Origin of the sequence: Hafnia paralvei (genome assembly GCF_020150375.1) — a bacterium.
Classification (GTDB): Bacteria; Pseudomonadota; Gammaproteobacteria; order Enterobacterales; family Enterobacteriaceae; genus Hafnia; species Hafnia paralvei.
On record NZ_CP083737.1, the window covers coordinates 2,129,777 to 2,150,449 of the forward strand.

Sequence of the window (20,673 nt, forward strand, 5' to 3'; positions counted from 1 at the left end):
AAACGCAGTCAGTCCCGACTAATCGTGATGGCGCTGTGGCTGATGGCCGTCACGACGCCGCTGATGCTGGCATGGAGTGGTGCGCCCAAGGCGTTATCGGGGATTTGTCCAATCAACTGGCCTTGCACGACGTGCTCCCCCACGGTGACGACGGCTTCAGACGCGGCACCGATATGCTGGCGCAGTGGTAAAATGACCTGTTGAGGCAGATAGCTTTCCTCGCTAAACGGCGCGGCTTGGTACCAGTCGGTGAGATCCAAACGGGCAATCAGGCGTGATATCGGCACCATGCGGTAATTTGCCATCGGGTCGGCTTCTCGTAGCTCTCCTTGATAGCGGGCTCCTTGGGCGCGTAGCTGTGTTTTAAGCAGGCGGTTGATGCGCATGGGCGAGATATCGACCGGGCAGGCATAGCTTTCACACAGGCTGCATTCTGAACAGGTGAGGGCGCTCAGTAAGATGTCGGGCGTAGCAACTTGTTGATAGGTAATGGCTCGCACCAGCAGATGCGGCGGTAATTCATGGCCGATAAGGTGGCGCGGGCACAGTTCAGTACACATGCGACACTGCTCGCAGACGGTGCGGGCAATAGCGAGCACGTCTTGATCGCTACGAGCGCGACGGGTGATCAGCAAATGATCGGCGGGCAGCACCAGCAGTCCGCCCGTTGTTTTGGTGACGGGTTGATCGAGATCATGCAGCACATGACCCATCATCGGGCCGCCGTTGATATAAGCCGGATGGGGAACAGTTGTGCCACCGGCCAGCGCCAGCACGTCCCTAAGCGGCGTGCCTAAAGGTACTGTCAGGGTTAACGGTCGAGCCACCGCGCCATTGACCGTTAAGGTGCGGCGAGTGACTGACCATTGTTGCTCGACCGCGCGAGCCACATTGAGCAGCGTTTGTACGTTATTCACGACCACGCCGATGCTGATCGGCAGGGCGGCCGGAGGAACCCGGCGACCTGTCGCCAACCAAATGGTGATCACTTCATCCCCAGCAGGATAAACATCGGGTAAAATATGCAGCCGAATTTGCGCAGGTAGCAGCGGGGTTAGCGCCGCAATCGCCTGCTTATATTTGGCTTTGAGCGCAATAATGCCTTCGCGCGCACCGGTTGCGGTCATGCCATACAGCACGCCACGAACCAGTCGTGCCGCCTGACGAGGGATCAGTTGCTGATCCACTTTCAGCATCGGTTCACACTCGGCGGCATTGACCAGAAAAATCTCCGCCTGTGCCTGAAGTTTCACCGCGGTGGGAAAGCCCGCACCACCCGCGCCCACCACCCCAGCATCGCGCACGCGCTGTTGGATCGTCGCCGCATCGCATTGCATCAGTTCGCCATAGGCGGGGGGCGTACTCAGCGCGTGGGCATCTGATAGTTGAATATCATTCATAAAGCGCCTCGATAATGCCACGGATGTCCTTGTCGTCAGCAGGACGCGGATTCGTACGCAACGTTACATCGGCCTGAGCGGCGGCAATCATGTCTGGAATACGCTGTTGCAACTGGCGTTCGGTGACTTTCATTGCGGTCAGCGGTTGAGGTATTCCGCATTGGCGCTTCAGCAATTCTATTTGGTGAATTAACTGATTAACCGCAGCGCGATCGTCGGCATTCGCTGGGCTGAAGTGACACAGTTTTGCCATCCGTGCATAGCGTTTACGTGCACGGGTATCGATAGCGTTAAAGCGAATCACCGGTGCCAGCAGCAGGGCGTTTGCCAGCCCGTGCGCAATGTGAAATTGACCGCCCAATTGATGGGCAATAGCATGATTGATCCCCAAACCGGACTGACTGAATGCCATTCCAGCTAGCGTTGAGGCATTGTGCATTTTACCGCGAGTGATCATGCAATCGCCTTTACGACAGGCGGTTGCCAGATGGCGAAATACCAGTTGTACGGCCTTTTCAGCTAAGGCATCGGTAAAATCGCTGGCATGCGGTGACACATAGGCCTCCAGCGCATGTGTCAGCACGTCTAACCCCGTATTCGCGGTGATGGCCGGTGGCACGGAGGCGACCAGCGACGGATCCAAAATGGCGATGTCTGGATAGATTTCATCGTCAAATAGAGGATATTTAATACTTTTTTCCGGATCACTTATCACGCAGGCGCTGGTGACTTCCGAACCTGTTCCGCTGGTGGTGGGGATGGCGATACAGGTTTCTATCTCCAGCCCCTGTTTGCGGCTAAACCAGACAATGGCCTTGGCGGCGTCCAACGCTGAGCCACCGCCAAAACCAATGACAATATTGGGGCGTAGCGCTTGCATCTGTTCAATCCCCTTAACCACCGTGGCGATGCTGGGATCTGGGGTGATATCGCTGAACAGGCTTATATGATTGTCAGCCGGTATCGCTTGCTTGAGGTTGTCCAGTACAGGTGACGTCGCCAGAAAACCATCGCAGATTATCCATATTTTTTGCTGATGGAAGCGTTGCAGCGCTTTCAGGCTGCCTTCCCCGCTATAAATGCGTGTTTGCAGGAAAAAAGTCTTCATGTGTCCTCGCTCAGCGAATGGAGAAACCGTTGGTCAGCACACAGCGACGTTGGCGCGCGAAAGTACGAGCCGATGTCGTGCCTTCTCCGGTTGGGGTGGCGATGGTAAAGGTGGTAAAGCCTTCACCGCCGACGCCAATTCCAGCGTAGGACGGACCGTTTTTCACAAAAATAGAGGTCTGTAACAGACGTGCGGCTAGATTCAGTCGGGTAACATTCTGCGAATGCATGGTCGCCGTATGGTGTAGCCCCCCTTCAACCTGCAGCGCCAGTGTTAACCCTGCATCAAAGTCCTTTACCCGCACGACCGGTAACAGCGGCATCAACTGTTCGCTAGTGACCAGTGGATCGTTACCTGCAACCTCTACCAGTAACAGACGCGGTGCTTTAGCAGGGCAGGCGATCCCCGCCGCTTTCAGCAGCTCAGCAGGGCTTTTCCCCACTAAATTCTTATTGGCATGTCCCTGTGGTGTCAGGCAGGCTTTGCGTAGATTGTCGACTTCTTGCGGATGACTGATGAGCAATGCATCGAAGGCTTGCATTTGTTGCAATAAACGATCGGCAACGCTTTCCACCACAATCAGACTTTTTTCTGCAATACACGGTAGGTTGTAGTCGAACGAAGCACCGGCAACGATATCCTGCGCCGCTTTCACCAATTCGGCGGTTTCATCCACTAGACAAGGTGGATTGCCTGCACCGGCGCCAATCACTTTCTTGCCGCTTTTCATCCCCATGGCCACAATGCCAGGCCCGCCGGTAATCGCCAGCAGCGCAATTTTGTCGTGTGCCATCATCTGTTGTGTGGCTTCAAAGCTCGGGTTTTCTACCGTCACCACCAGATTGCGAATACCGCAGCTGCTAAAGACGATCTCTTCTATTTGGGTAATGAGATCCAGCGAAACGTCTTTGGCTCCAGGATGTGGGCTGAAATAGACCGCATTACCTGCGGCTAACATACTGATGCTGTTGTTGATAATGGTTTCGGTCGGGTTGGTACTGGGGGCGACCGAACCCACGACGCCAAACGGTGAATATTCGAACAGCACCATGCCGCCATCACCCGTCAACGCGGTAGTGGCCAGATCTTCAATCCCGGGGGTGTTTTCCAGCGCAGCTTTATTTTTCAGAAACTTATCTTCTTTATTGCCCATGCCCGTTTCACTGGCACCGCGTTCAGACAGTGACAATAGCTGTGGCTTCAGTTGCTCGCGGATAGCGCTAATAATGGCGCTGCGCGTTTTCATTGGGCTTTGCTGATAGCGCAAAAATGCGCGATGAGCGGCATTGATCGCGTCATCAACGCTTGCAAAAATAGCGTTGGAAGCCGACGCGGTCGCGGGCATCAGTTGCTCGGTGAGGATAGTGCGAATGAGAGATTCAAGTTCATTGGTATTCATTATTCATTCCTCAAATGTAAAGCCGACATGGCCGCTTCTGCGATGTGCATATCTTGTGCAACGCTGCCGCCGCTTATCCCTAATCCCCCGACCAATTGGCCGTTACGCCATAAGGGATAGCCTCCACCAAAGCTGACCACTTTTCCCTCCGTACTGGCTTCCAGTTGGTACAGATCGGCTCCCGGTTGAACAGCGGCATTGAGCTGGTGGGTGGCGGTTTTCAACGCGACCGCGGTCCAGGCTTTCTTAGGCGCGAGTTCGCTACTAACCAGCAGGGCATCCGGCATGCGGTAGGTCATCATCATGTTGCCGTGGCGATCGACCAGTGCCACGACGACAGCGATCTCTAGTGCTATGGCAGCATCAACTGCCTGCTTAACGAGCTGATGAACATCGGAAAATCCAAGTTCATCTGCGGAAGGATGAGCGATCATAGATTTCGGTTTCTCTGTTGTTGCTGCCAGATAACGGGCCGCCACGGTTTGGGCGATTTGCTGTAGCTGTTGGCGCTGATCTTCGTCGCGGGCCAAGGCATACAGGCAATCGGATAAACGGTTTAGGTATTGCAATAACACCGGGCGTACGGGAACTTGTTCGGCCAGCTCGATCAGGCGTCGTTCACAGCGCCGTGCGAGGGTACGGGCAAAATGTAAGCGGCTGCCCGCCTCGGTGTTTCCGGGCAGAATAAAACCGTGTACCGGCGGCAACTGTGCCATGCAACGGTCTACGGCCTGTTCTAGTGCGTGAATATCCTGCTCAGTAATGCTTTTTTGCCCATCGGGTGGGGTATCTATGCCAACGCTGGCCAGTTCAGCGCTGAAATAAAATAGCTGGTGTTGTACGGCATCAAGCAACTGAAGGTTTTCAACGCCTTGTGCTACGCGCGCACACAGGCTGAGCACCGCATTCAGTTCATCCAACGTGCCGTAGGTTTCCACCCGAGGGTGATGTTTTTTCACCCGCTGTCCGGTGAAAAGGGCCGTTGTGCCGGCATCACCGGTTTTGGTATAGATGCTCATAAACTCACCGCCTCATCAGTAAGAGCATTCATCGACAATGGCGACGATGGCCAGATCGATGGCATCATTCGGCTCAGCAAAAACACGTCGGGCGCTGGACCCTGCTGAAAGCAACACTAATTCCCCTTGACCCGCACCGACCGAGTCGACGGCGACTTCATCTGGCGTGTTGCTATCAGGTGGAAGCGAGCCGTCACCGGCGACACGGCGTACCAACAGCAGCTTTTTACCGATCAGCGTCGGGGACTTTTGCGTTGAGACGACAGAACCTACCACTCGGGCCAGTTGCATGTTTTACTCCTGCCTTAACAGTTGAATGTGACGGGCTGACAAGGTGTCCTTTGCCAGCGGTGTAACCTGCGTATGGTGGTCAATCAATAACCATCCCGGGGACAGGGTGGCAATATCCCGATAGCTCAGTACCTGACCCGCATGCAGCCGTACCGCAACGCCTTGGCTGTCGCTGAAACTCAGGGGCAATGGACGCAATGCCGCTGCGGGTAGCGCAGGTAACAATTGGCGATGCAAACTGATATGAACTTTCATCCCCCACGACCATGCTTCGTGCAGAGCGGCAACGGCCGGACATTGGGTTTCGTCGTGCGCCAATCGGCGGATAAATGCCAGATCCGGCAGCATCAGATGCAAAGTGGCATTCAATACGAATACCGATGAGTCGAGCCCGGCGCGTAGCTGAGGCAACCCCAAGGCGTGAACCCGGCGTTCGCGCTCGACCAACCGCGTGACAATCTGGCTGACCAGTTGTTCGGTTTGCGCCTGAGTGAGATTCATGGCTGTTGTGTCCGTGCTGATGAAGGCCGCAACGTGGCAAAAGCCGCTGGGTCGTCAGCGCCTGCGGCATTGGCCTCATCGGTATCGATGTGCATTTCCAGTTTCATTTGTGGGGAAACCCGAATAGCAACATCGTCTAAGATCAGCCTGCGACCGCTGCCCTGAATGGCGACCTGTACGCAGTCACCGTGTTTAACGCGATAGAGCAGGGCATCCAGCGGTGACATATGGATATGGCGCTGCGCCACAATGACTCCCTGCGGTAGCTCCAGTTCACCGTACGGACTGACCAACCGAATAGCGGGGGTTTGGTCCAGATTCCCAGACATACGCAGCGGTGCATGAATACCCAACGTGCGGGCATCGGTACGGGAGATCTCAACCTGACTGTGGCTGCGCAGAGGGCCAAGAATTCGAACGTTTTTTAGGCTGCCTTTGGGGCCAACCAGCGTTACCGTTTGTTCGGCGGCAAATTGACCGGGTTGGAGCAGCGCTTTTTTCTCAATCAGTGGCTGATTGGGAAATAATTGTTGGTAGTCCTGCACCGAGAGGTGCAGGTGTCGATTGGAAACCCCAAGCGGGATCGGACGAAGACGCATTTCGTCGAGGATCTTACTGACAACGGGTTCCAGTAACGTTTTTTCCATCAGACTTTTCCTCGCTTAGCCGCATGGATACAGCGAAAACGGGGCTCACCTTTATGGCGTCGGCAAGCCGGATCTAGGCAGAGATTGCAGCTCACACTCAGCGCTGGCTGAGCCTCATTTTTTACATCCTGTTTTTCCTCACCGATGGCGATGTCACTCGTCTCGTCGGTGACGGTATCGACAGGGAGCGGAGCCGCTGTTTCTTCTCTTTCCGATGCAGCTTCCACTTTTTCAGGTACACATATTTCAGTGATATCCCTTTCAGAAGCGACCTTATGCGTTGGTTCACGCAAGGTGGCTGGTTCGGGATCTATCGACTCACGCTGGGGCGTTTGCCAATGCGCCATTAGGGCATCTGCTGGACGAGCCAAAATGGCACGCGACACTAAACCATGATGTTGCTGGGCAAAGGCGGCACCGGTATTGATTGCCGCCTGAACCGACGCCACATCACCGGTCAGGCGGATTAACATCCAACCCGAGCCGTTGGTTTTTTCTATATCAATCAGGCTGACGGATGCCGCTTTTGCCATGGCATCCGCCGCACCGATCGCCAGCGCTAGACCACTAACTTCGAGTAAACCCAGTGACGTTTTCACGCTGTGCTCCTCTTCTTACCCTTAGGCAGAGGTCGGTAAAATGGCTTCTACATCGCTATGCGGACGAGGGATCACATGGCAAGACTTCACTTCACCCACCGCGCTGGCAGCCGCAGAACCCGCGTCAACGGCTGCTTTAACTGCGCCAACATCGCCGCGCACCATGACGGTGACCAAGCCGGATCCGATCTTCTCGTAGCCAACCAACTGTACGTTGGCTGATTTGACCATAGCGTCAGCCGCTTCAATTGCCGCGACTAGGCCTTTGGTTTCGACTAATCCCAGTGCATTATTCATATTTCTCTATCCTTAATCGGGGTTGTGGGAATGACTTTTGGGTGACAACTTAAACGGTAAACCTTTAACCAAGCGGGCGGCGTTGTTACCTAGCTGCCGCAATTGGTCTTTGTCTTGCCCCCACGCCTGCCGAAACAGCGGGCTAGCTGGGGGGAGATTTCGGAAATGCACGATGATTTCGTCGGCAGAACAGGCTAGCCCAACCAATAACGGTGAGCGGGTCGCTGCCTGCCAAGCGCGTTGTACTGCATCAGCGTCATCGTCTTGCTGCCATTGCCAAGGAATGCCTTCTTCCTCAATCCCTAGCAATACTTGATGCCAGATCGCCTCGGGCGTTGATGAGGTGAGGCTGATAACAATGGCTGGCGCATCGTTAGGGATGTTCATCGGCCACTCTCCCGCTGATAAGCCAGAATCAATCCGGTGGCGACCGCGTTACGCGGGCCTTCGCTGGCGCGGATATTGCCGCGACCGGCCACCAACTTGTAGTGGGAGAGGGCGTCGGTCACTAATTGTGGAATTTCAAAATCCAGCGATGAGCCGCCGACCAACACCACGAAGGGGATATCGCGGATATTACCGGTCGGGCTGACCTGCCGTAGCGCGCGTAAAGCATTGGTGACGAATACCCGCTCTTTGGCTGAGCGTCGGATATTGCGCACTTTTTCCAGCGCATAATTTCCTGGCAGCGGCACTAACCCTTCAGGTTTCACCACCACCAGTCGAGCAAAAACCTCTGGCGGTAGCGGCTGTGGGAAGAACTGGACGCTGCCGTCTTCGTGGCGAAGATGGAACAGACTTTCCACTTTTGCTAAGGGGTATTTCTTGATGTCTTCGGCCAAGTATCGGTCTTGGAGATCGAGCTCAGACGCCACTATCATCGTCACCATGTCGCCAGCACCGGCCAGATGCGTCGCGACGATTTGACCTTGCGCATTGATGATGGAGGCATCGGTAGAACCCGCCCCGAGATCGAGAATGGCCAACGGCCGACGCGTTCCTGGAGTGGTCAGTGCGCCGAGTATTGCAGCTTCGGCCTCTGCCCCCCCAACCTGCACATCAATATTCAGTGTCTTTTCAATTTCGCTGGCGATATGGGCCATTTGCAGACGGTCAGATTTCACCATGGAGGCAATACCCACCGCCTGCTCGAGCGAGAATTCACCCGCCAGACCACCAATGACATTGACCGGTACAGCAGTGTCTACAGCCAGCAAATCCTGAATAAAGATTTCATTAGCGGGCTTGTTGGTCAGCTCAGCCATGGTATGACGCACGTGCTCAAGCATGCCGCCAATATTGGTGCCGGCTTCGCCACTTACGTTGTCCAGATGCCGGAAGCTATTCACCGCCGTCATAATAGTTTCCGCACCGGTTGCGACATCCACTCGCACAGTGCGCCCGTCAGCAAATAACTCCAGATGTCCGGCTGGAATAGAGCGGGCTTTAACATCGCCAGCGGGGGTTTTCACCACGACCGCAGATCGAGTGCCAATCAATGCGCGAGCCACTGGCACGATGTTTTTGGTTTCTTCTGCGCTGAGTTCGAAAACCGTGGCAATGCCATAAGGATTCGATAGGGTTTCTATCACCTGACCTGGCATCGCAACTTCAACCGCTGCCAGCATGCCCATGGGGATACGGTCGATATGCAGCACTTCATCGACGATGGGCAGTGGTTGCGTGAGGCGGTTGCTCACCAACACACCATCATCACGTTGCAGGATAATCGCCGTAATGCGGTATCCTGCGCCGTTGGCGGCATTGACCACGGCAGCGACATCGGCAAAATCCACGGCGGACGGTACGACCAGAATATAAGGCTGGGTGGGATCACGAGTGACCAGTTCATCTATAGTGATGGTCAGCCCTACACCCAATCCCAGTCCACCGGGCGTCTTTGGGTTATGGCCGATCATGGTGGATTCAGTAATGATGGTTTCCGTGATGGTTTCCATCGCCACGTCACCAATGACGGGGGTCGCTTCGTTGATGCGGATCAGGCTGATATCACTCAGGGCGATACCCGCTTTTTCCACCAACATGTTCAGCGCCTTATTGATGCCGAAAATGTTGCGTTGCGTCCCTTTGATACCGGTAGTCTCCGTCATGGCGCTGGCAACAAATTGCAATTGACCGTCAGCTGCAATTTGCGCCAATGCCACTTCCGTTGATGAGTTGCCAATATCCACGCCTGCTATATACCGATGCCGACCCATATTTCCTGCCTTAAGTTGCTGATAGTAATCCCCTCATTTTTTATTGAGGGGGAAGGGCTGTATGTCTTGGAGAGTGAGGCGGATTAGCGCGCTACGACCCCAACGACCTATCTCCCTCCGCTCGATATCGCCAAATTAATCGTCGCCTTTGAGCTTTTTGCGCTGAACATACAAAACAGCGGCTTCTCGCACGAAGGCGGCGCAGATGGTCGCGTGGTAGGTCTGTTCTAAGTCATCGGCGATTGCATTCAGCTCTTCTTTGCTGGAGCGGTATGGGCGCAGAGCGTTGTAGATATCCAGCACCTTGTCATCGGGCACCGCGGTCAGCTCAGCGGCGCGCTCAAAGTTCATCGCCAGCAGAGGACGGCCCGCATCTTTGGCAATCGATGCCTGAATGCGCAGGATTTCAGGCGTAATGCGCAAATCCTGTGAGGTGACGCTGCCGTTCAACACGTTCGCCAGCGTGAGGTCATCTAACGTTTTATGGGTTGCGGTTTTCACCCAGTCGGGGTGTTTATTCGCCAGAGGATAATCAGAGACTTTGGCGTCACTACGCGAACTGGCTGCTGGAGCAGAAGCTGCCGCGGGTGTTTGGCTTTGCAAGCTGTTCATCTTGCTCAGCACATCGCGAACCATGGATTCAATAGCTTCGGAATTCATCGTGTTTTCCTTTGTTAAAGCGCCACCTGGAGTTCCTGAGGATTCTTACCAGTCACCACATATTTGGTTTCTTTGATGTGCAGAATCGCAGATTTGGCCTGATACTTTGGCCGAGCCATTTGGTCATTCAGGGTTGGAACCGGTTGTGGTGATTCTCGTTTGGCGTAGCGCGCGGCGTTTTTACCAATCAGACGGTAGGTATCCAGAGTCAACAGAGGAGCCTGTGGAAACAGCTCGAGATTAGAGAGCGGAGGCAAACCGCGTTGATGAATGACCGTGGTACCTTTTGACTGGATGCCAATAGAGATCCCCGAACCGCTGAGGCGGTTGCCTTCTACCGCAACAAAGGCCACATCAGAGGATTTAAAGCAGCGGATAACCCGCGCCTTGATGCCTTCCTCTTCGATACCCGCAATTAATTCACGCAGAATATTTTTGTGTGGTATGCCAACGATATTGGCGGTTTGTGACAGGCCAAAGGCGGGACCGACGGCAATGATGACTTCATCCTGTTGGGTGCCGGGACGCGCTTCACCAACCTCAGTGAGAAAATCCCCTGATGCAACGGCGGTAGCAGCTGGCGCGGGTTGGTTCTCTTGCTTAAAGGAGACGGTATTCTGGTCTCCCTGCACTTCCTGCAATACGCTTTCAATAATTTGGCGTAACAGTTTTTCGTTAATATCCACCATTTCGTGAACCCCTTAGCCAAGCTCATTCGGATCAAGCGCGTTTGGAATATTTTTAATTTCTTCCCAACGTGCACCTTCCAGCCGGTAACCGGTCGCTGGTCCTGCATAGTCATTGACGTCATTCACCGCGGACAGCACTTGGTTGTTGCCTTTGATGATGGCTGAGGTATGCAGGTAGTCACCGGCTATCTTGGCTTTCTGGATGTTCAGCATGTCTTGCGCCACATCCTCAAAGCCGCCTTGCGCCAATGCTTTCACCACTTCCAAACCGGTACGGTTTTTGCTGATGATTTCCTGAGCGAACTTGATGTCTTCAACGATGTTGCGTTCGGGCATGTCTTTGGAGCCGTGAGCGTAGGTCGCGGCAATCACCTCTTCGTCGGTGATAGGCGGAAGCCCCATTCCTGCGAATACGGCTTGCAGTGCGCGGGCGGCTTTATTACGAATCGCGACCACGTCAGCTTCCAGTACGGGGCGCAGGCCACCATCCACTTTCAGATCGCGCTGTAGGACGTTGTAATCATCAAAATCTTCGGCATCTTCGTTGGAGCCCGCGAACATGTTGTCGTAGTTAGGCACCGCTGAATAACCGGACGAGATGAAGTCAGTGCCCGGCAGGAATTGCATCAGTAAGCGAGCGGTACGACGCATATCCGAATGGGTAAAGGTTTGGTCGTTACTGGATGCACATTCCAAATCCAGTGCTGAACAAATCAGGTTTTCCGCCAAAATGGCGCGAATGCCTGATGGCACTGCGGAAGGGACACCGACACAGCTCACGGAGCCGTTTTGTAATCCCTGAACCCCTGCGGCTTTGGTGATATAAATACAGCGCGCTTCCAGATACAGCATGGATTTCCCTTCGGCGTAGCCCATCTGGACTTCGGAGCCTGAGCCGGAGGTGAAGCGCATTTTCAAACCACGTGATGCATAAGACGAAGCGAGGAAACCTTTAGACCATGGCGTGTCATCGCCATCGGTAAAGACGGGTTCAGTTCCATATACCGAAATGGTTTCTGCGTAACAGGTGTGGCCCAGCATCCCTAGCTTTAGCTCGGTGGCTTCTTCCAGAGAACACTGTGTTAGAACGCCAGGGCGACCGACTTGGGAACCTACGAGCAGTGCAATCGCATTGAATGGCGCATAGCGAGCCACGGCGACGGTGGTTTCTTGTTCATCAAAACCACGGAATGCGCCTTCAGCGGCATCGGCAGCAATTTGTACAGGGTTGTCTTTCACGTTAGTGACGTGAGCTTGCTGTGACGGCGTTCGACGGGCGCGCATTTTCTGCATCGACATCATCATTTCTACCACGTTCATGTGGGAGACGACTTCGACGATTTTGGCCGGTGTCATGGCGGTGGTCAGTGGCACAATGGTGCGGCGTGACACATTGGGATCACACAGCATGTTGGCCAGTTTGACAGAGTCCATCTGCATCACTTCTTCCGCACGCTCTAGGTTGATGCCGTAGCGGGCGATGAAGTGGTCAATCAGGTCAAAACTGCTTTGCGGCTTGCCGTCGAGCTCGGTCACGACACCGTTGACTATCTTGATGGATGGCTTCGGATCGTTCGGGCTTTCCATGGCAATAAAGCCTTCTTCGATCCATTCTTTGACAAAACCGTCCTGATTAACGGGGCGTTTCGCCAATGCTTCAAATCTTTTCGATTTCATGAAACAGCCTCACTGTGGCATCAGATGTAAGAAGGGCGGTCGTTTTTGGGTTCAGAACCCAAGGTTGCTAACACCGTTTTGCCGATCTCACGGGCAGAAATGACGGCCTGACGCACTGCGCCAGAGTCGCCGGAGATAACCAGAATGACTTCGTTACTAAAGCTGGTGCCCTGTGCGGGGGAACTGTAAGCCACTACGTCAACGTTGGCGGATTTCACGGCGGTGTCGGCCATCAACACGCCAATCGAGGCAGGCGCGCCAACAATCACGCCACAAGAGCGACCCAGCGGTGCGCCAAAGGCTTTTTCCAGCGCGTGGCTAGCGCGAGCGCTGTATTGCAGTTCAATGTGGCCCGCTTCATTGCCGTAAACGTCGCCAAAGGTCCGGTCTAACTCTTTCAATGCCACTTCGACGGCACGTTTCACATCAGAAACGTCATCGCCACCAAAGATAATCAGCGAGCCATGACCCGCGCCGCCTTTGGTATCGCGAGGTAATTCAATGCTGACCACTTCGGTATTGGTGGCTTTTACGGCTTCATCCGCCGCCATGATGTGTGGCCCCGCGCCGGTGCGAGCGCCCAAAATACCGATCGAGCGATAGCGTTTTTCCAACTTCATTGCGTCCAGTAGGGCGCTGTCTACGTTGGCGATAACCAGTCCGACCGTGTCGCCGATGGCGGTACCAACAAATTCCGTTAAACTGCAAGCTTTCTCAGCCATAGCCGTATCTCGTTGTTTATAGGATGGTTGTGTAGAAGACGCCGGAGCGTGTTCACTGACTTTTGCTATCACCTGCGCCATGATTTGATCGACCAGGTCATTGCTTTTCATTGGCTATTTCCCTTTGGCAAAAATTTCTCGACGTCGGTATGAGGGCGCGGGATCACGTGAGTTGATTTCACTTCGCCTACGTTGGCGGCGGCAATGGCGCCTGCATCCGTGGCTGCTTTCACGGCCCCGACGTCACCACGTACGATAACGGTGACCAAGCCAGAGCCAATTTTTTCATAGCCTACCAACGTCACATTGGCCGATTTCACCATGGTGTCGGCGGCCTCAATGGCAGCGGTCAGACCTTTGGTTTCCACCATTCCTAGTGCTTCTTGTTGCATAAATACCTCGACGGAATATCAGATGCCGTGTTCTGGCTTGAATTGTCATATTCATAAATAACGTGTCAGGTTCGTGCTGAGAATGAATATACAAACAAGCAATGGAAAAGAATGGTTGTGTTGAATTTACTGGCAGGAATGATTAGCGATGAAATAACAAATTATTGCCGTGATGTGTTTTAACTGATTGTTTTGTATCGGGTGTTTTCTTGAGGGGATGTGGTAATAATTAGTTGTGGACTCAACACAATTAAAATTAAGTTCGTGACACTGTTTATTCTTTTTGGTATTGCGCGCGTAATAAAAGCGCAGGCGTATTAATGATGCGAGCGAGCTCACATCAAAAGAGAATTTGTGAGCGTGCTGACAATAATGAAAAGAATAAATGACAAGAAAATCACATTAATTAATTAACGCGTAAGGGGCTTATTTGCTGGTTTTAAATGATTTTTTTACAGAGCAATGACAATAATTTGTTATTTGAACTCTAGTTTTTGTTTGATTCGCCGTGAATCACGACAACACTTTCATTTTCACCCTCTTTATAGTGGTGTAGTCAAGGAGCGTGCATTACTGAACACAACCTATTTATCATAATAACTTCTAACAGGGTGATCCTATGAACGACTCGCTCAAAGCTCAATGTATTGCAGAATTCCTTGGCACCGGGCTGTTTTTGTTTTTCGGTATTAGCTGTCTGGCGGCAATGAAAGTGGCCGGTGCCAGTTTTGGTTTGTGGGAAATTTGTATCGTGTGGGGATTGGGGATTTCGTTGGCCGTCTATCTGACGGCTGGGATTTCTGGAGCTCATCTTAATCCTGCTATAACTGTTGCTCTATGGCTGTTTGCCTGTTTCCCAGCACGAAAAGTGCTCCCTTACAGCCTTGCGCAAATCGCAGGAGCTTTTGGTGGCGCAGCGCTGTCTTACATGTTGTATCACAACTTATTCACCGATTTTGAAGCCGCGCATCAGATGGTTCGTGGGAGTTTGGACAGTCTGCAACTGGCCAGTATTTTCAGTACCTTTCCCGCATCGGCTATCAGTGTTTGGCAGGCCGCATTTGTTGAAATCGTTATCACATCAATTCTGATGGGACTGATTATGGCGCTGACCGATGATGGTAACGGTGTGCCACGCGGCGCATTAGGTCCACTCTTGATCGGTATTTTGGTGGCGGTGATTGGCGCGGCAACAGGTCCGTTAACCGGCTTTGCTATGAATCCAGCACGCGATTTTGGCCCTAAACTATTTACATTTTTTGCTGGTTGGGGAAAAGTCTCGATGACCGGCGGGCGCGATATTCCTTATTTCATCATCCCGATCGTGGCTCCTGTCATTGGCGCTTGTCTAGGTGCTGCAATCTATCGCTTCTTGATTTGCAACAATCTGCCTTGCAATGCCTGTAAGTTGGAGGATGAGAAAGCCGCTCATTAACCCTGTTTCCTCATCTTGGTTTGATGAAACAAGGTGAGGAAATTTCGTGATCTACGCGAGTTAATGGACGGATTATAGTCCTCTGTTGATTATGGCTCTGGTATGGTGAATGGTAGCTGACTCCATTTCATGAGAGTGTACACCTTCATTGAGAAATCGTTTTCCACATCATGGATAGGAATAACAATCTAGCAAAGAAGAAACATATTATTCATTACAGGGACTATACGTAGTAATAAACGAAATTTTATAACAATAAATCAAAATTGACTGAGAGGTTTTATCATGATTTCTGCCAGTTCTCTAAACTCAGAGCTCATAAATAAAATCGCGCAGGATTTTGCCCAAGCAACCGGACTGGCCGTGGTGGTGGTGAATATTCACGGTGAAGAAATTTCCGAGCTGTTCAATTTTACGCCATTTTGCCAGTTGATGCGTCAAGACCCCGTTAACCATCTCCGTTGTCGAATGAGCGATCGGTGTGGTGGCTTTGAAGCGTCAAAGTCTAATGAACCTTGTATCTATCGCTGTCACGCCGGACTAACGGATTTTTCTATTCCGCTGGTTATTGCAGGCCACCTAGTAGGGTTTGTTTTATGCGGTCAGGTCCGACTCCATTCTGATGTCTATTTAATTGATATTCTTAATGTTGATAATCAATGGCAGCAGGATCAGGCGTTGATGGATGAGTTCCATAATGTGCCCATGATGGATTTTTCTCGCGTGATTGCCTCGGCGGATTTACTGAAGCTGATTGTTGAGAACTGCCTTAAAAAGCATCTGAATTTCGTGGTTATCAACGATAATAAAGACAGTAAAGAGCCGGGTAGGATACGTCCAGTTCATCCTAATGACAGTAAAATAAAGAAGGCATTACGCTACATTGATACGCATCTCTCTGAAGAGCTGCGTTTGGAGGATGTGGCTGCTAGCGTGTATCTCAGCCCTTATTATTTCAGCAAATTATTTAAAAAGTATCAGGGAATTGGTTTTAATGCTTGGGTCAATCAGCAACGGATGATCCATGCGAAAGAGATGCTGCAACACAGCGACTGGAGTATTGCCAGTATTGCCAAAAATCTGGGATTTTCACAGACCAGCTATTTTTGCAAAGTGTTTCGTCAGGCCTATAACGTCACGCCACAGGTATTTCGCTCAATATCCTCTGAACGCAGGGGAGTAGAGTGATAGCCGCTGTTCACATATCAATGTGTCATGTGGCTTGCACGGGGCAATCTATTTTAAAACTTAAATACATAGTAGAGTCGTAAAAAAGTAAGGACAAGTTTTTACTATTTTTTATTTCGGGAGTGTTTGTCTAATTCATTGTTTTCAATATGTCATTGCCAGTGTTTGTAGCAATTATTTGTTATGCTGAGCAATAAATTCACTTGAAAAAAATGAAGTTGACCATTTATTACGATCGTAGGGGTGTATATTCGTTACTAACCTTGCTATCGATGATTAATTATCAGATGACAATAATGAAAATAAATGTGTGGTTCAGACGGAAAAAAGGAATGAATAATAGAGTCTACTGAAATTAGATAATGTGAGTGACTGAAATGGTTATGTCGTGTCCTTGAGTAAAAGACACGATTGGGAAGGGGGTGATAAATCCCCCGCAGCCCCCGCTGCTGTGATGCTGACGAACCCGCCGAGACCACTGATCTAACAGGATTGGGAAGGTGACGGGAGAGAATGACGCTAAGCCAGAAGACCAGCCATATCAGTAAAAACGTTTCAACTCCTTCGGTGGGAAGCGGGTTGTCATCAGATGCGCGCAGCGGTGTCGTTGCGTAAATGCATCTCTATGACCCTGCCTATCCCGCTAGAAATGGCGGGATTTTTTTATGCAACATTCAGACAAACAAGCATTTATTCGCATAGGAACTGGCCGCAGGTGCTATAGCCGCTTATTGACTCGGATGCCGGTGACTCAGTGGGCTCCCATACAGGAAATGTATCGCGTCGCCGAGCGTTTAACGGCCGGCGGCTTTCCCGTCGATACGCCGGTTGTCGTGGTGTACAAGGCGACATGGGCCGAAAGGCGAACGGTTCGCGGTACTCTGGAGGAGATCGCCGAGTGGGTTCATCAGGCGGCGATCCATAAAACTGCGTTGATATTGGTGGAGGCATTTCTCGGCGATGAATATCACTATTCCAAACTTTATGATGCGGGGTTCAGCCATGAATATCGTCAAGCCTGAATCGATCGCGCTATTTTGTCTCACTCCTGGCGGAGTGCGGCTGGCGCGGCGTTTGAGAACCCATTTGCCGCTGAGTTGTTTCACCAGCGACAAGCTGATGGAGGCGGGTTTTTTACCGTTTAACGGCAGCTTTGGCGATACTCTGCGCGAGGCATTTAAGCAGTATTCGGCGCTGGTGGTTGTCGGGGCTATTGGCCTGACCGTCAGGGTCATCGCGCCGCTGGTGAATGACAAAATGACGGATCCTGCGGTGGTTGTTATTGATGAGGGCGGGCAACACGTCATCAGCCTGTTGTCGGGTCACTTGGGGGGTGCCAATGCGCTAACCCGCTACTTGGCAGGCCTTATAGGTGCCGATCCGGTGATAACCACCGCTACGGACGTCAACGAGATGGCGGCACTGGATACGCTGGCAACCCAATTGGATGCTGAAATGCATGATTTTCGCCACGCAGCGAAAGTGGTTAATCAAATGTTGGTCAGCAATCAAAAAGTAGGGCTGTGGTGGGATGCTCCTCTGCTAGTGGAACGTGAGCGCTGTGATATCCGAGGATTTACTCCCGTTGAGTCTCTGGATGCGTTGCCGCAGTTGGACGCCTTAGTGTGTATTACTATGCGCGATAGCTTACCGCTGCCAACTGAACAATTAACAGCACTTCCTGTTTATAAGTTGGTGCCACGTCGGGTGGTTGCGGGCATTGGATGCCTTCATGCAACTTCGTTGCAAATGCTGGTTGAATTGCTACAACGGCAAATGGCAGAGAACCACTTCGATATTATGGCACTGCGCGCGATTGGCAGCGCCGTCGTTAAAAAAGATCAGCCTGTACTGCACCAATTAGCAGAGTGTTGGCGGGTGCCGTTTGAACTGTTCAGCGCTAGCGAACTGAACCGGCATGGACAACATTTATCTGCACCTGACTTTGTCCGTCAAAAGATGGAGCATAGCTGCGTTTCACAGCCAGTTGCATGGCTGATGAGTGACGGTCAATTAGTTGGTAATACGCTGCGCCAGCAGGGCATCACGATCACGTTGGGATTATCGCACTCATGTTGACGGTGATTGGCCATGTTGGCGGCGCGTCTAGTGGTAAGAATTTATTCTCTGTGCGTCTCTGTAGCAGAAGTCATACAGCGTGTTGGCAATCTTTCAAAGAGGTATCGCGTTGCATGCATTCGATAGCTGGGCTGTTTGGCAGCCAGTAGCTACCAATGGCGATCGTTTAATGAAAGTAAAAATCCACGCAATTGCGTGGATTTTATAGGGTTTGTTAATCTTCATGAGGTTCAATGAAACTTCATGAGACGACAAATTTTAATTAGACGTTGAACAGGAAGTTCATTACATCGCCATCTTTAACGATGTAGTCTTTGCCTTCTGAACGCATCTTGCCGGCTTCTTTCGCGCCTTGTTCACCTTTGTAGGTGATGAAGTCATCGAAGGAGATGGTTTGAGCGCGGATGAAGCCTTTTTCGAAGTCGGTGTGGATCTTACCTGCTGCCTGTGGGGCGGTCGCACCTACAGGGATCGTCCATGCTCGTACTTCCTTCACGCCAGCGGTGAAGTAAGTTTGCAGATTCAGCAGTTCGTAACCCGCACGGATTACGCGGTTTAGACCGGGTTCTTCCAGACCCAGCTCGGCCATGAACTCATCACGGTCAGCGTCGTCTAGCTCAGCGATATCAGATTCAACCGCAGCACACACAGCAACGACGACAGAACCTTCTTTAGCCGCGATTTCACGCACGGTGTCTAAGTATGGGTTGTTTTCGAAACCGTCTTCGTTAACGTTAGCGATGTACATGGTTGGTTTTAGCGTCAGGAAGCTGAGGTAGCGGATAGCCGCTTTGTCTTCGTCAGTTAAATCCAGCGCACGCAGCATGCCGGCGTTTTCCAACTGCGGCAGGCATTTTTCGAGCGCAGCAAGTTCAGCTTTTGCGTCTTTATCTCCGCCTTTTGCTTTTTTCTGGACACGATGCATGGCGCGTTCACAGGTGTCTAAGTCAGACAGTGCCAATTCGGTGTTGATAACATCGATATCTTCAGCAGGATCGACTTTATTATTCACGTGAATGATGTTGTCGTTTTCAAAACAACGCACAACGTGGCCAATGGCTTCGGTCTCACGGATGTTAGTCAGGAATTGGTTACCTAGACCTTCACCTTTGGATGCCCCTTTCACCAGACCTGCAATATCAACGAATTCCATGGTAGTTGGCAGGATACGCTGTGGTTTTACGATCTCAGCCAGTTTATCCAGACGCGGATCAGGCATAGGAACGACGCCGGTGTTCGGTTCAATGGTACAGAACGGGAAGTTTGCTGCTTCGATACCCGCTTTGGTCAGCGCATTGAACAGAGTGGATTTACCAACGTTTGGCAGGCCCACAATACCGCATTTGAATCCCATGTGTTATCACCTTAACTTATTGAATATCAACAGCTATATTTTAGCATGTCGAAGAAATTAGAAATTATCCGCCAATTATACACGCAAAGTGCCTTTTTCTCGAATCATCCCGCGTTAAAAGGCGCGTGGAGTAATCAGCAAGGGGTTGCTTTGAAACCATTCATGCGAGCCATTGCGCGATCGATACCTTCTTTCAACAGCACCTCGGTGCAGCGCAGTGCCTCGTCGATAGCGTCATCGATCAGTGGCTGTTCGCTGGCTAAAGGTTTACCTAGTACAAAGCCGACAACCTTGTTTTTATCGCCCGGATGGCCAATGCCAATGCGTAGGCGGTAAAAGTTTGGGTTATTACCCAGTTTGCTCTGAATGTCTTTTAGCCCATTATGGCCGCCGTTACCGCCGCCCAGTTTTAATTTGGCAACGCCCGGAGGAAGGTCTAGCTCGTCGTGGGCAACCAAAATCTCATCGGGCTGGATGCGATAGAAAGTGGCTAAGGCCGCAACCGCTTTGCCGCTTAAGTTCATAAACGTGGCTGGTACCAGTAGACGTACATCATTACCCGCCAGATTGAGGCGTGCGGTATAGCCATAAAACTTGCTTTCTTCTTTCAGTGACTGGCCGTTGCGCTCAGCCAGTGCATCGACGAACCACGCCCCTGCGTTATGACGGGTTTGCGCGTACTCCGCGCCTGGATTAGCAAGGCCGACAATTAATTTGATAGTCACGTTCAGTTCCACGTATCAGAGAAGAAATTCAGCCGCGCATTTTACCCCTATGGGGCGGGAATGCAAAAACTAGGCGCTAAGGTTATCCCAGAGATAAAAGAAGATAATGGGTTGGATAAATAATAAGCTAGCTACATACTTTAAAGTGTTAAAGCTTATGTAAAATTAACGTAAAGAAAAATAAGTGAAAAAGCACAAATTGTGATGTGTGGCGCAATAACCATACGTGATATGAGTCTATACTTTAAGCATAAGGAAAGATTGAACGCCGT

At 51.6% G+C, this 20,673-nt stretch carries 21 protein-coding genes, 1 pseudogene and 1 riboswitch; of the genes and pseudogenes, 4 read left to right on the forward strand and 18 right to left on the reverse strand.

The window, feature by feature from the left end:
* Positions 1 to 8: 8 nt before the first annotated feature.
* The 16 genes from K9N75_RS10090 to pduA form a co-directional block, all read right to left on the reverse strand.
* On the reverse strand, positions 9 to 1,400 hold the full coding sequence (locus K9N75_RS10090) for a 4Fe-4S dicluster domain-containing protein (RefSeq protein WP_276530427.1): 1,392 nt from the start codon (positions 1,398 to 1,400) through the stop codon (positions 9 to 11).
* Positions 1,393 to 2,508: a 1-propanol dehydrogenase PduQ gene (locus K9N75_RS10095; RefSeq protein ID WP_224452548.1), complete on the reverse strand. Its 1,116-nt coding sequence runs from the start codon at positions 2,506 to 2,508 to the stop codon at positions 1,393 to 1,395. The genes K9N75_RS10090 and K9N75_RS10095 overlap by 8 nt, the downstream gene beginning before the upstream one ends.
* 10 nt (positions 2,509 to 2,518) lie before the next feature.
* On the reverse strand, positions 2,519 to 3,907 hold the full coding sequence (locus tag K9N75_RS10100) for an aldehyde dehydrogenase family protein (protein WP_130955120.1): 1,389 nt from the start codon (positions 3,905 to 3,907) through the stop codon (positions 2,519 to 2,521).
* Complete coding sequence (locus K9N75_RS10105; RefSeq protein WP_224452549.1) at positions 3,907 to 4,926, reverse strand: cob(I)yrinic acid a,c-diamide adenosyltransferase; 1,020 nt, start codon at positions 4,924 to 4,926, stop codon at positions 3,907 to 3,909. Before K9N75_RS10105 ends, K9N75_RS10100 begins: the two co-directional genes overlap by 1 nt.
* A gap of 15 nt (positions 4,927 to 4,941) precedes the next feature.
* Positions 4,942 to 5,217, reverse strand: coding sequence for a EutN/CcmL family microcompartment protein (locus K9N75_RS10110; RefSeq protein ID WP_008813238.1), 276 nt, complete (start codon positions 5,215 to 5,217; stop codon positions 4,942 to 4,944).
* Positions 5,218 to 5,220: 3 nt separating this feature from the next.
* Positions 5,221 to 5,718 (reverse strand): microcompartment protein PduM, encoded by a 498-nt coding sequence (gene pduM / locus K9N75_RS10115; RefSeq protein ID WP_039187662.1) that lies wholly within the window; start codon positions 5,716 to 5,718, stop codon positions 5,221 to 5,223.
* Complete coding sequence (locus K9N75_RS10120; protein ID WP_008813240.1) at positions 5,715 to 6,365, reverse strand: phosphate propanoyltransferase; 651 nt, start codon at positions 6,363 to 6,365, stop codon at positions 5,715 to 5,717. The genes pduM and K9N75_RS10120 overlap by 4 nt, the downstream gene beginning before the upstream one ends.
* Positions 6,365 to 6,964 (reverse strand): BMC domain-containing protein, encoded by a 600-nt coding sequence (locus K9N75_RS10125; protein WP_215757516.1) that lies wholly within the window; start codon positions 6,962 to 6,964, stop codon positions 6,365 to 6,367. Before K9N75_RS10125 ends, K9N75_RS10120 begins: the two co-directional genes overlap by 1 nt.
* A 21-nt stretch (positions 6,965 to 6,985) precedes the next feature.
* The gene (pduJ, locus tag K9N75_RS10130; RefSeq protein ID WP_004090424.1) at positions 6,986 to 7,261 is read right to left on the reverse strand and encodes a propanediol utilization microcompartment protein PduJ; all 276 of its coding nucleotides are present in this window, start codon (positions 7,259 to 7,261) and stop codon (positions 6,986 to 6,988) included.
* A 12-nt stretch (positions 7,262 to 7,273) separates the two neighbouring features.
* Complete coding sequence (locus K9N75_RS10135) at positions 7,274 to 7,648, reverse strand: glycerol dehydratase reactivase beta/small subunit family protein (RefSeq protein ID WP_215757515.1); 375 nt, start codon at positions 7,646 to 7,648, stop codon at positions 7,274 to 7,276.
* Positions 7,645 to 9,480, reverse strand: a complete 1,836-nt coding sequence (locus K9N75_RS10140; protein WP_020303795.1) for a diol dehydratase reactivase subunit alpha — start codon at positions 9,478 to 9,480, stop codon at positions 7,645 to 7,647. The genes K9N75_RS10135 and K9N75_RS10140 overlap by 4 nt, the downstream gene beginning before the upstream one ends.
* 135 nt (positions 9,481 to 9,615) lie before the next feature.
* Positions 9,616 to 10,140, reverse strand: a complete 525-nt coding sequence (gene pduE / locus K9N75_RS10145) for a propanediol dehydratase small subunit PduE (RefSeq protein ID WP_224452550.1) — start codon at positions 10,138 to 10,140, stop codon at positions 9,616 to 9,618.
* A gap of 14 nt (positions 10,141 to 10,154) precedes the next feature.
* Positions 10,155 to 10,826 carry a propanediol/glycerol family dehydratase medium subunit gene (locus K9N75_RS10150; protein WP_166713640.1) on the reverse strand — a complete coding sequence of 224 codons (672 nt, stop codon included), beginning with the start codon at positions 10,824 to 10,826 and terminating at the stop codon, positions 10,155 to 10,157.
* A 15-nt stretch (positions 10,827 to 10,841) separates the two neighbouring features.
* Positions 10,842 to 12,506: a propanediol dehydratase large subunit PduC gene (pduC, locus tag K9N75_RS10155; protein ID WP_039187668.1), complete on the reverse strand. Its 1,665-nt coding sequence runs from the start codon at positions 12,504 to 12,506 to the stop codon at positions 10,842 to 10,844.
* Between the two features lie 20 nt (positions 12,507 to 12,526).
* On the reverse strand, positions 12,527 to 13,339 hold the full coding sequence (gene pduB, locus K9N75_RS10160; protein ID WP_008813247.1) for a propanediol utilization microcompartment protein PduB: 813 nt from the start codon (positions 13,337 to 13,339) through the stop codon (positions 12,527 to 12,529).
* Positions 13,336 to 13,620: a propanediol utilization microcompartment protein PduA gene (pduA, locus tag K9N75_RS10165; protein ID WP_004090398.1), complete on the reverse strand. Its 285-nt coding sequence runs from the start codon at positions 13,618 to 13,620 to the stop codon at positions 13,336 to 13,338. Before pduA ends, pduB begins: the two co-directional genes overlap by 4 nt.
* Before the next feature lie 619 nt (positions 13,621 to 14,239).
* Between pduA and pduF the strand changes: the two genes are divergently transcribed.
* The 4 genes and pseudogenes from pduF (at position 14,240) to cbiG (ending at position 18,322) form a co-directional block, all read left to right on the forward strand.
* Positions 14,240 to 15,055, forward strand: coding sequence for a propanediol diffusion facilitator PduF (gene pduF, locus K9N75_RS10170; RefSeq protein ID WP_130955124.1), 816 nt, complete (start codon positions 14,240 to 14,242; stop codon positions 15,053 to 15,055).
* Positions 15,056 to 15,340: 285 nt separating this feature from the next.
* Entirely contained in the window at positions 15,341 to 16,243 is a 903-nt protein-coding gene (pocR, locus tag K9N75_RS10175) for a transcriptional regulator PocR (protein WP_008813249.1), read from the forward strand.
* Positions 16,244 to 16,604: 361 nt separating this feature from the next.
* Positions 16,605 to 16,798, forward strand: a riboswitch (cobalamin riboswitch).
* Between the two features lie 209 nt (positions 16,799 to 17,007).
* Positions 17,008 to 17,265, forward strand: a pseudogene (gene cbiF, locus K9N75_RS10180) (cobalt-precorrin-4 C(11)-methyltransferase); the annotation flags it as partial.
* The gene (gene cbiG, locus K9N75_RS10185; RefSeq protein WP_008813250.1) at positions 17,246 to 18,322 is read left to right on the forward strand and encodes a cobalt-precorrin 5A hydrolase; all 1,077 of its coding nucleotides are present in this window, start codon (positions 17,246 to 17,248) and stop codon (positions 18,320 to 18,322) included. The pseudogene cbiF and the gene cbiG, both read left to right, overlap by 20 nt.
* Positions 18,323 to 18,584: 262 nt before the next feature.
* On the opposite strand, the gene ychF is transcribed toward cbiG, so the two are convergent.
* The gene (gene ychF, locus K9N75_RS10190) at positions 18,585 to 19,676 is read right to left on the reverse strand and encodes a redox-regulated ATPase YchF (protein ID WP_004090378.1); all 1,092 of its coding nucleotides are present in this window, start codon (positions 19,674 to 19,676) and stop codon (positions 18,585 to 18,587) included.
* A 134-nt stretch (positions 19,677 to 19,810) separates the two neighbouring features.
* The gene (gene pth, locus K9N75_RS10195) at positions 19,811 to 20,401 is read right to left on the reverse strand and encodes an aminoacyl-tRNA hydrolase (protein WP_039187731.1); all 591 of its coding nucleotides are present in this window, start codon (positions 20,399 to 20,401) and stop codon (positions 19,811 to 19,813) included.
* Between the last annotated feature and the right edge of the window lie 272 nt (positions 20,402 to 20,673).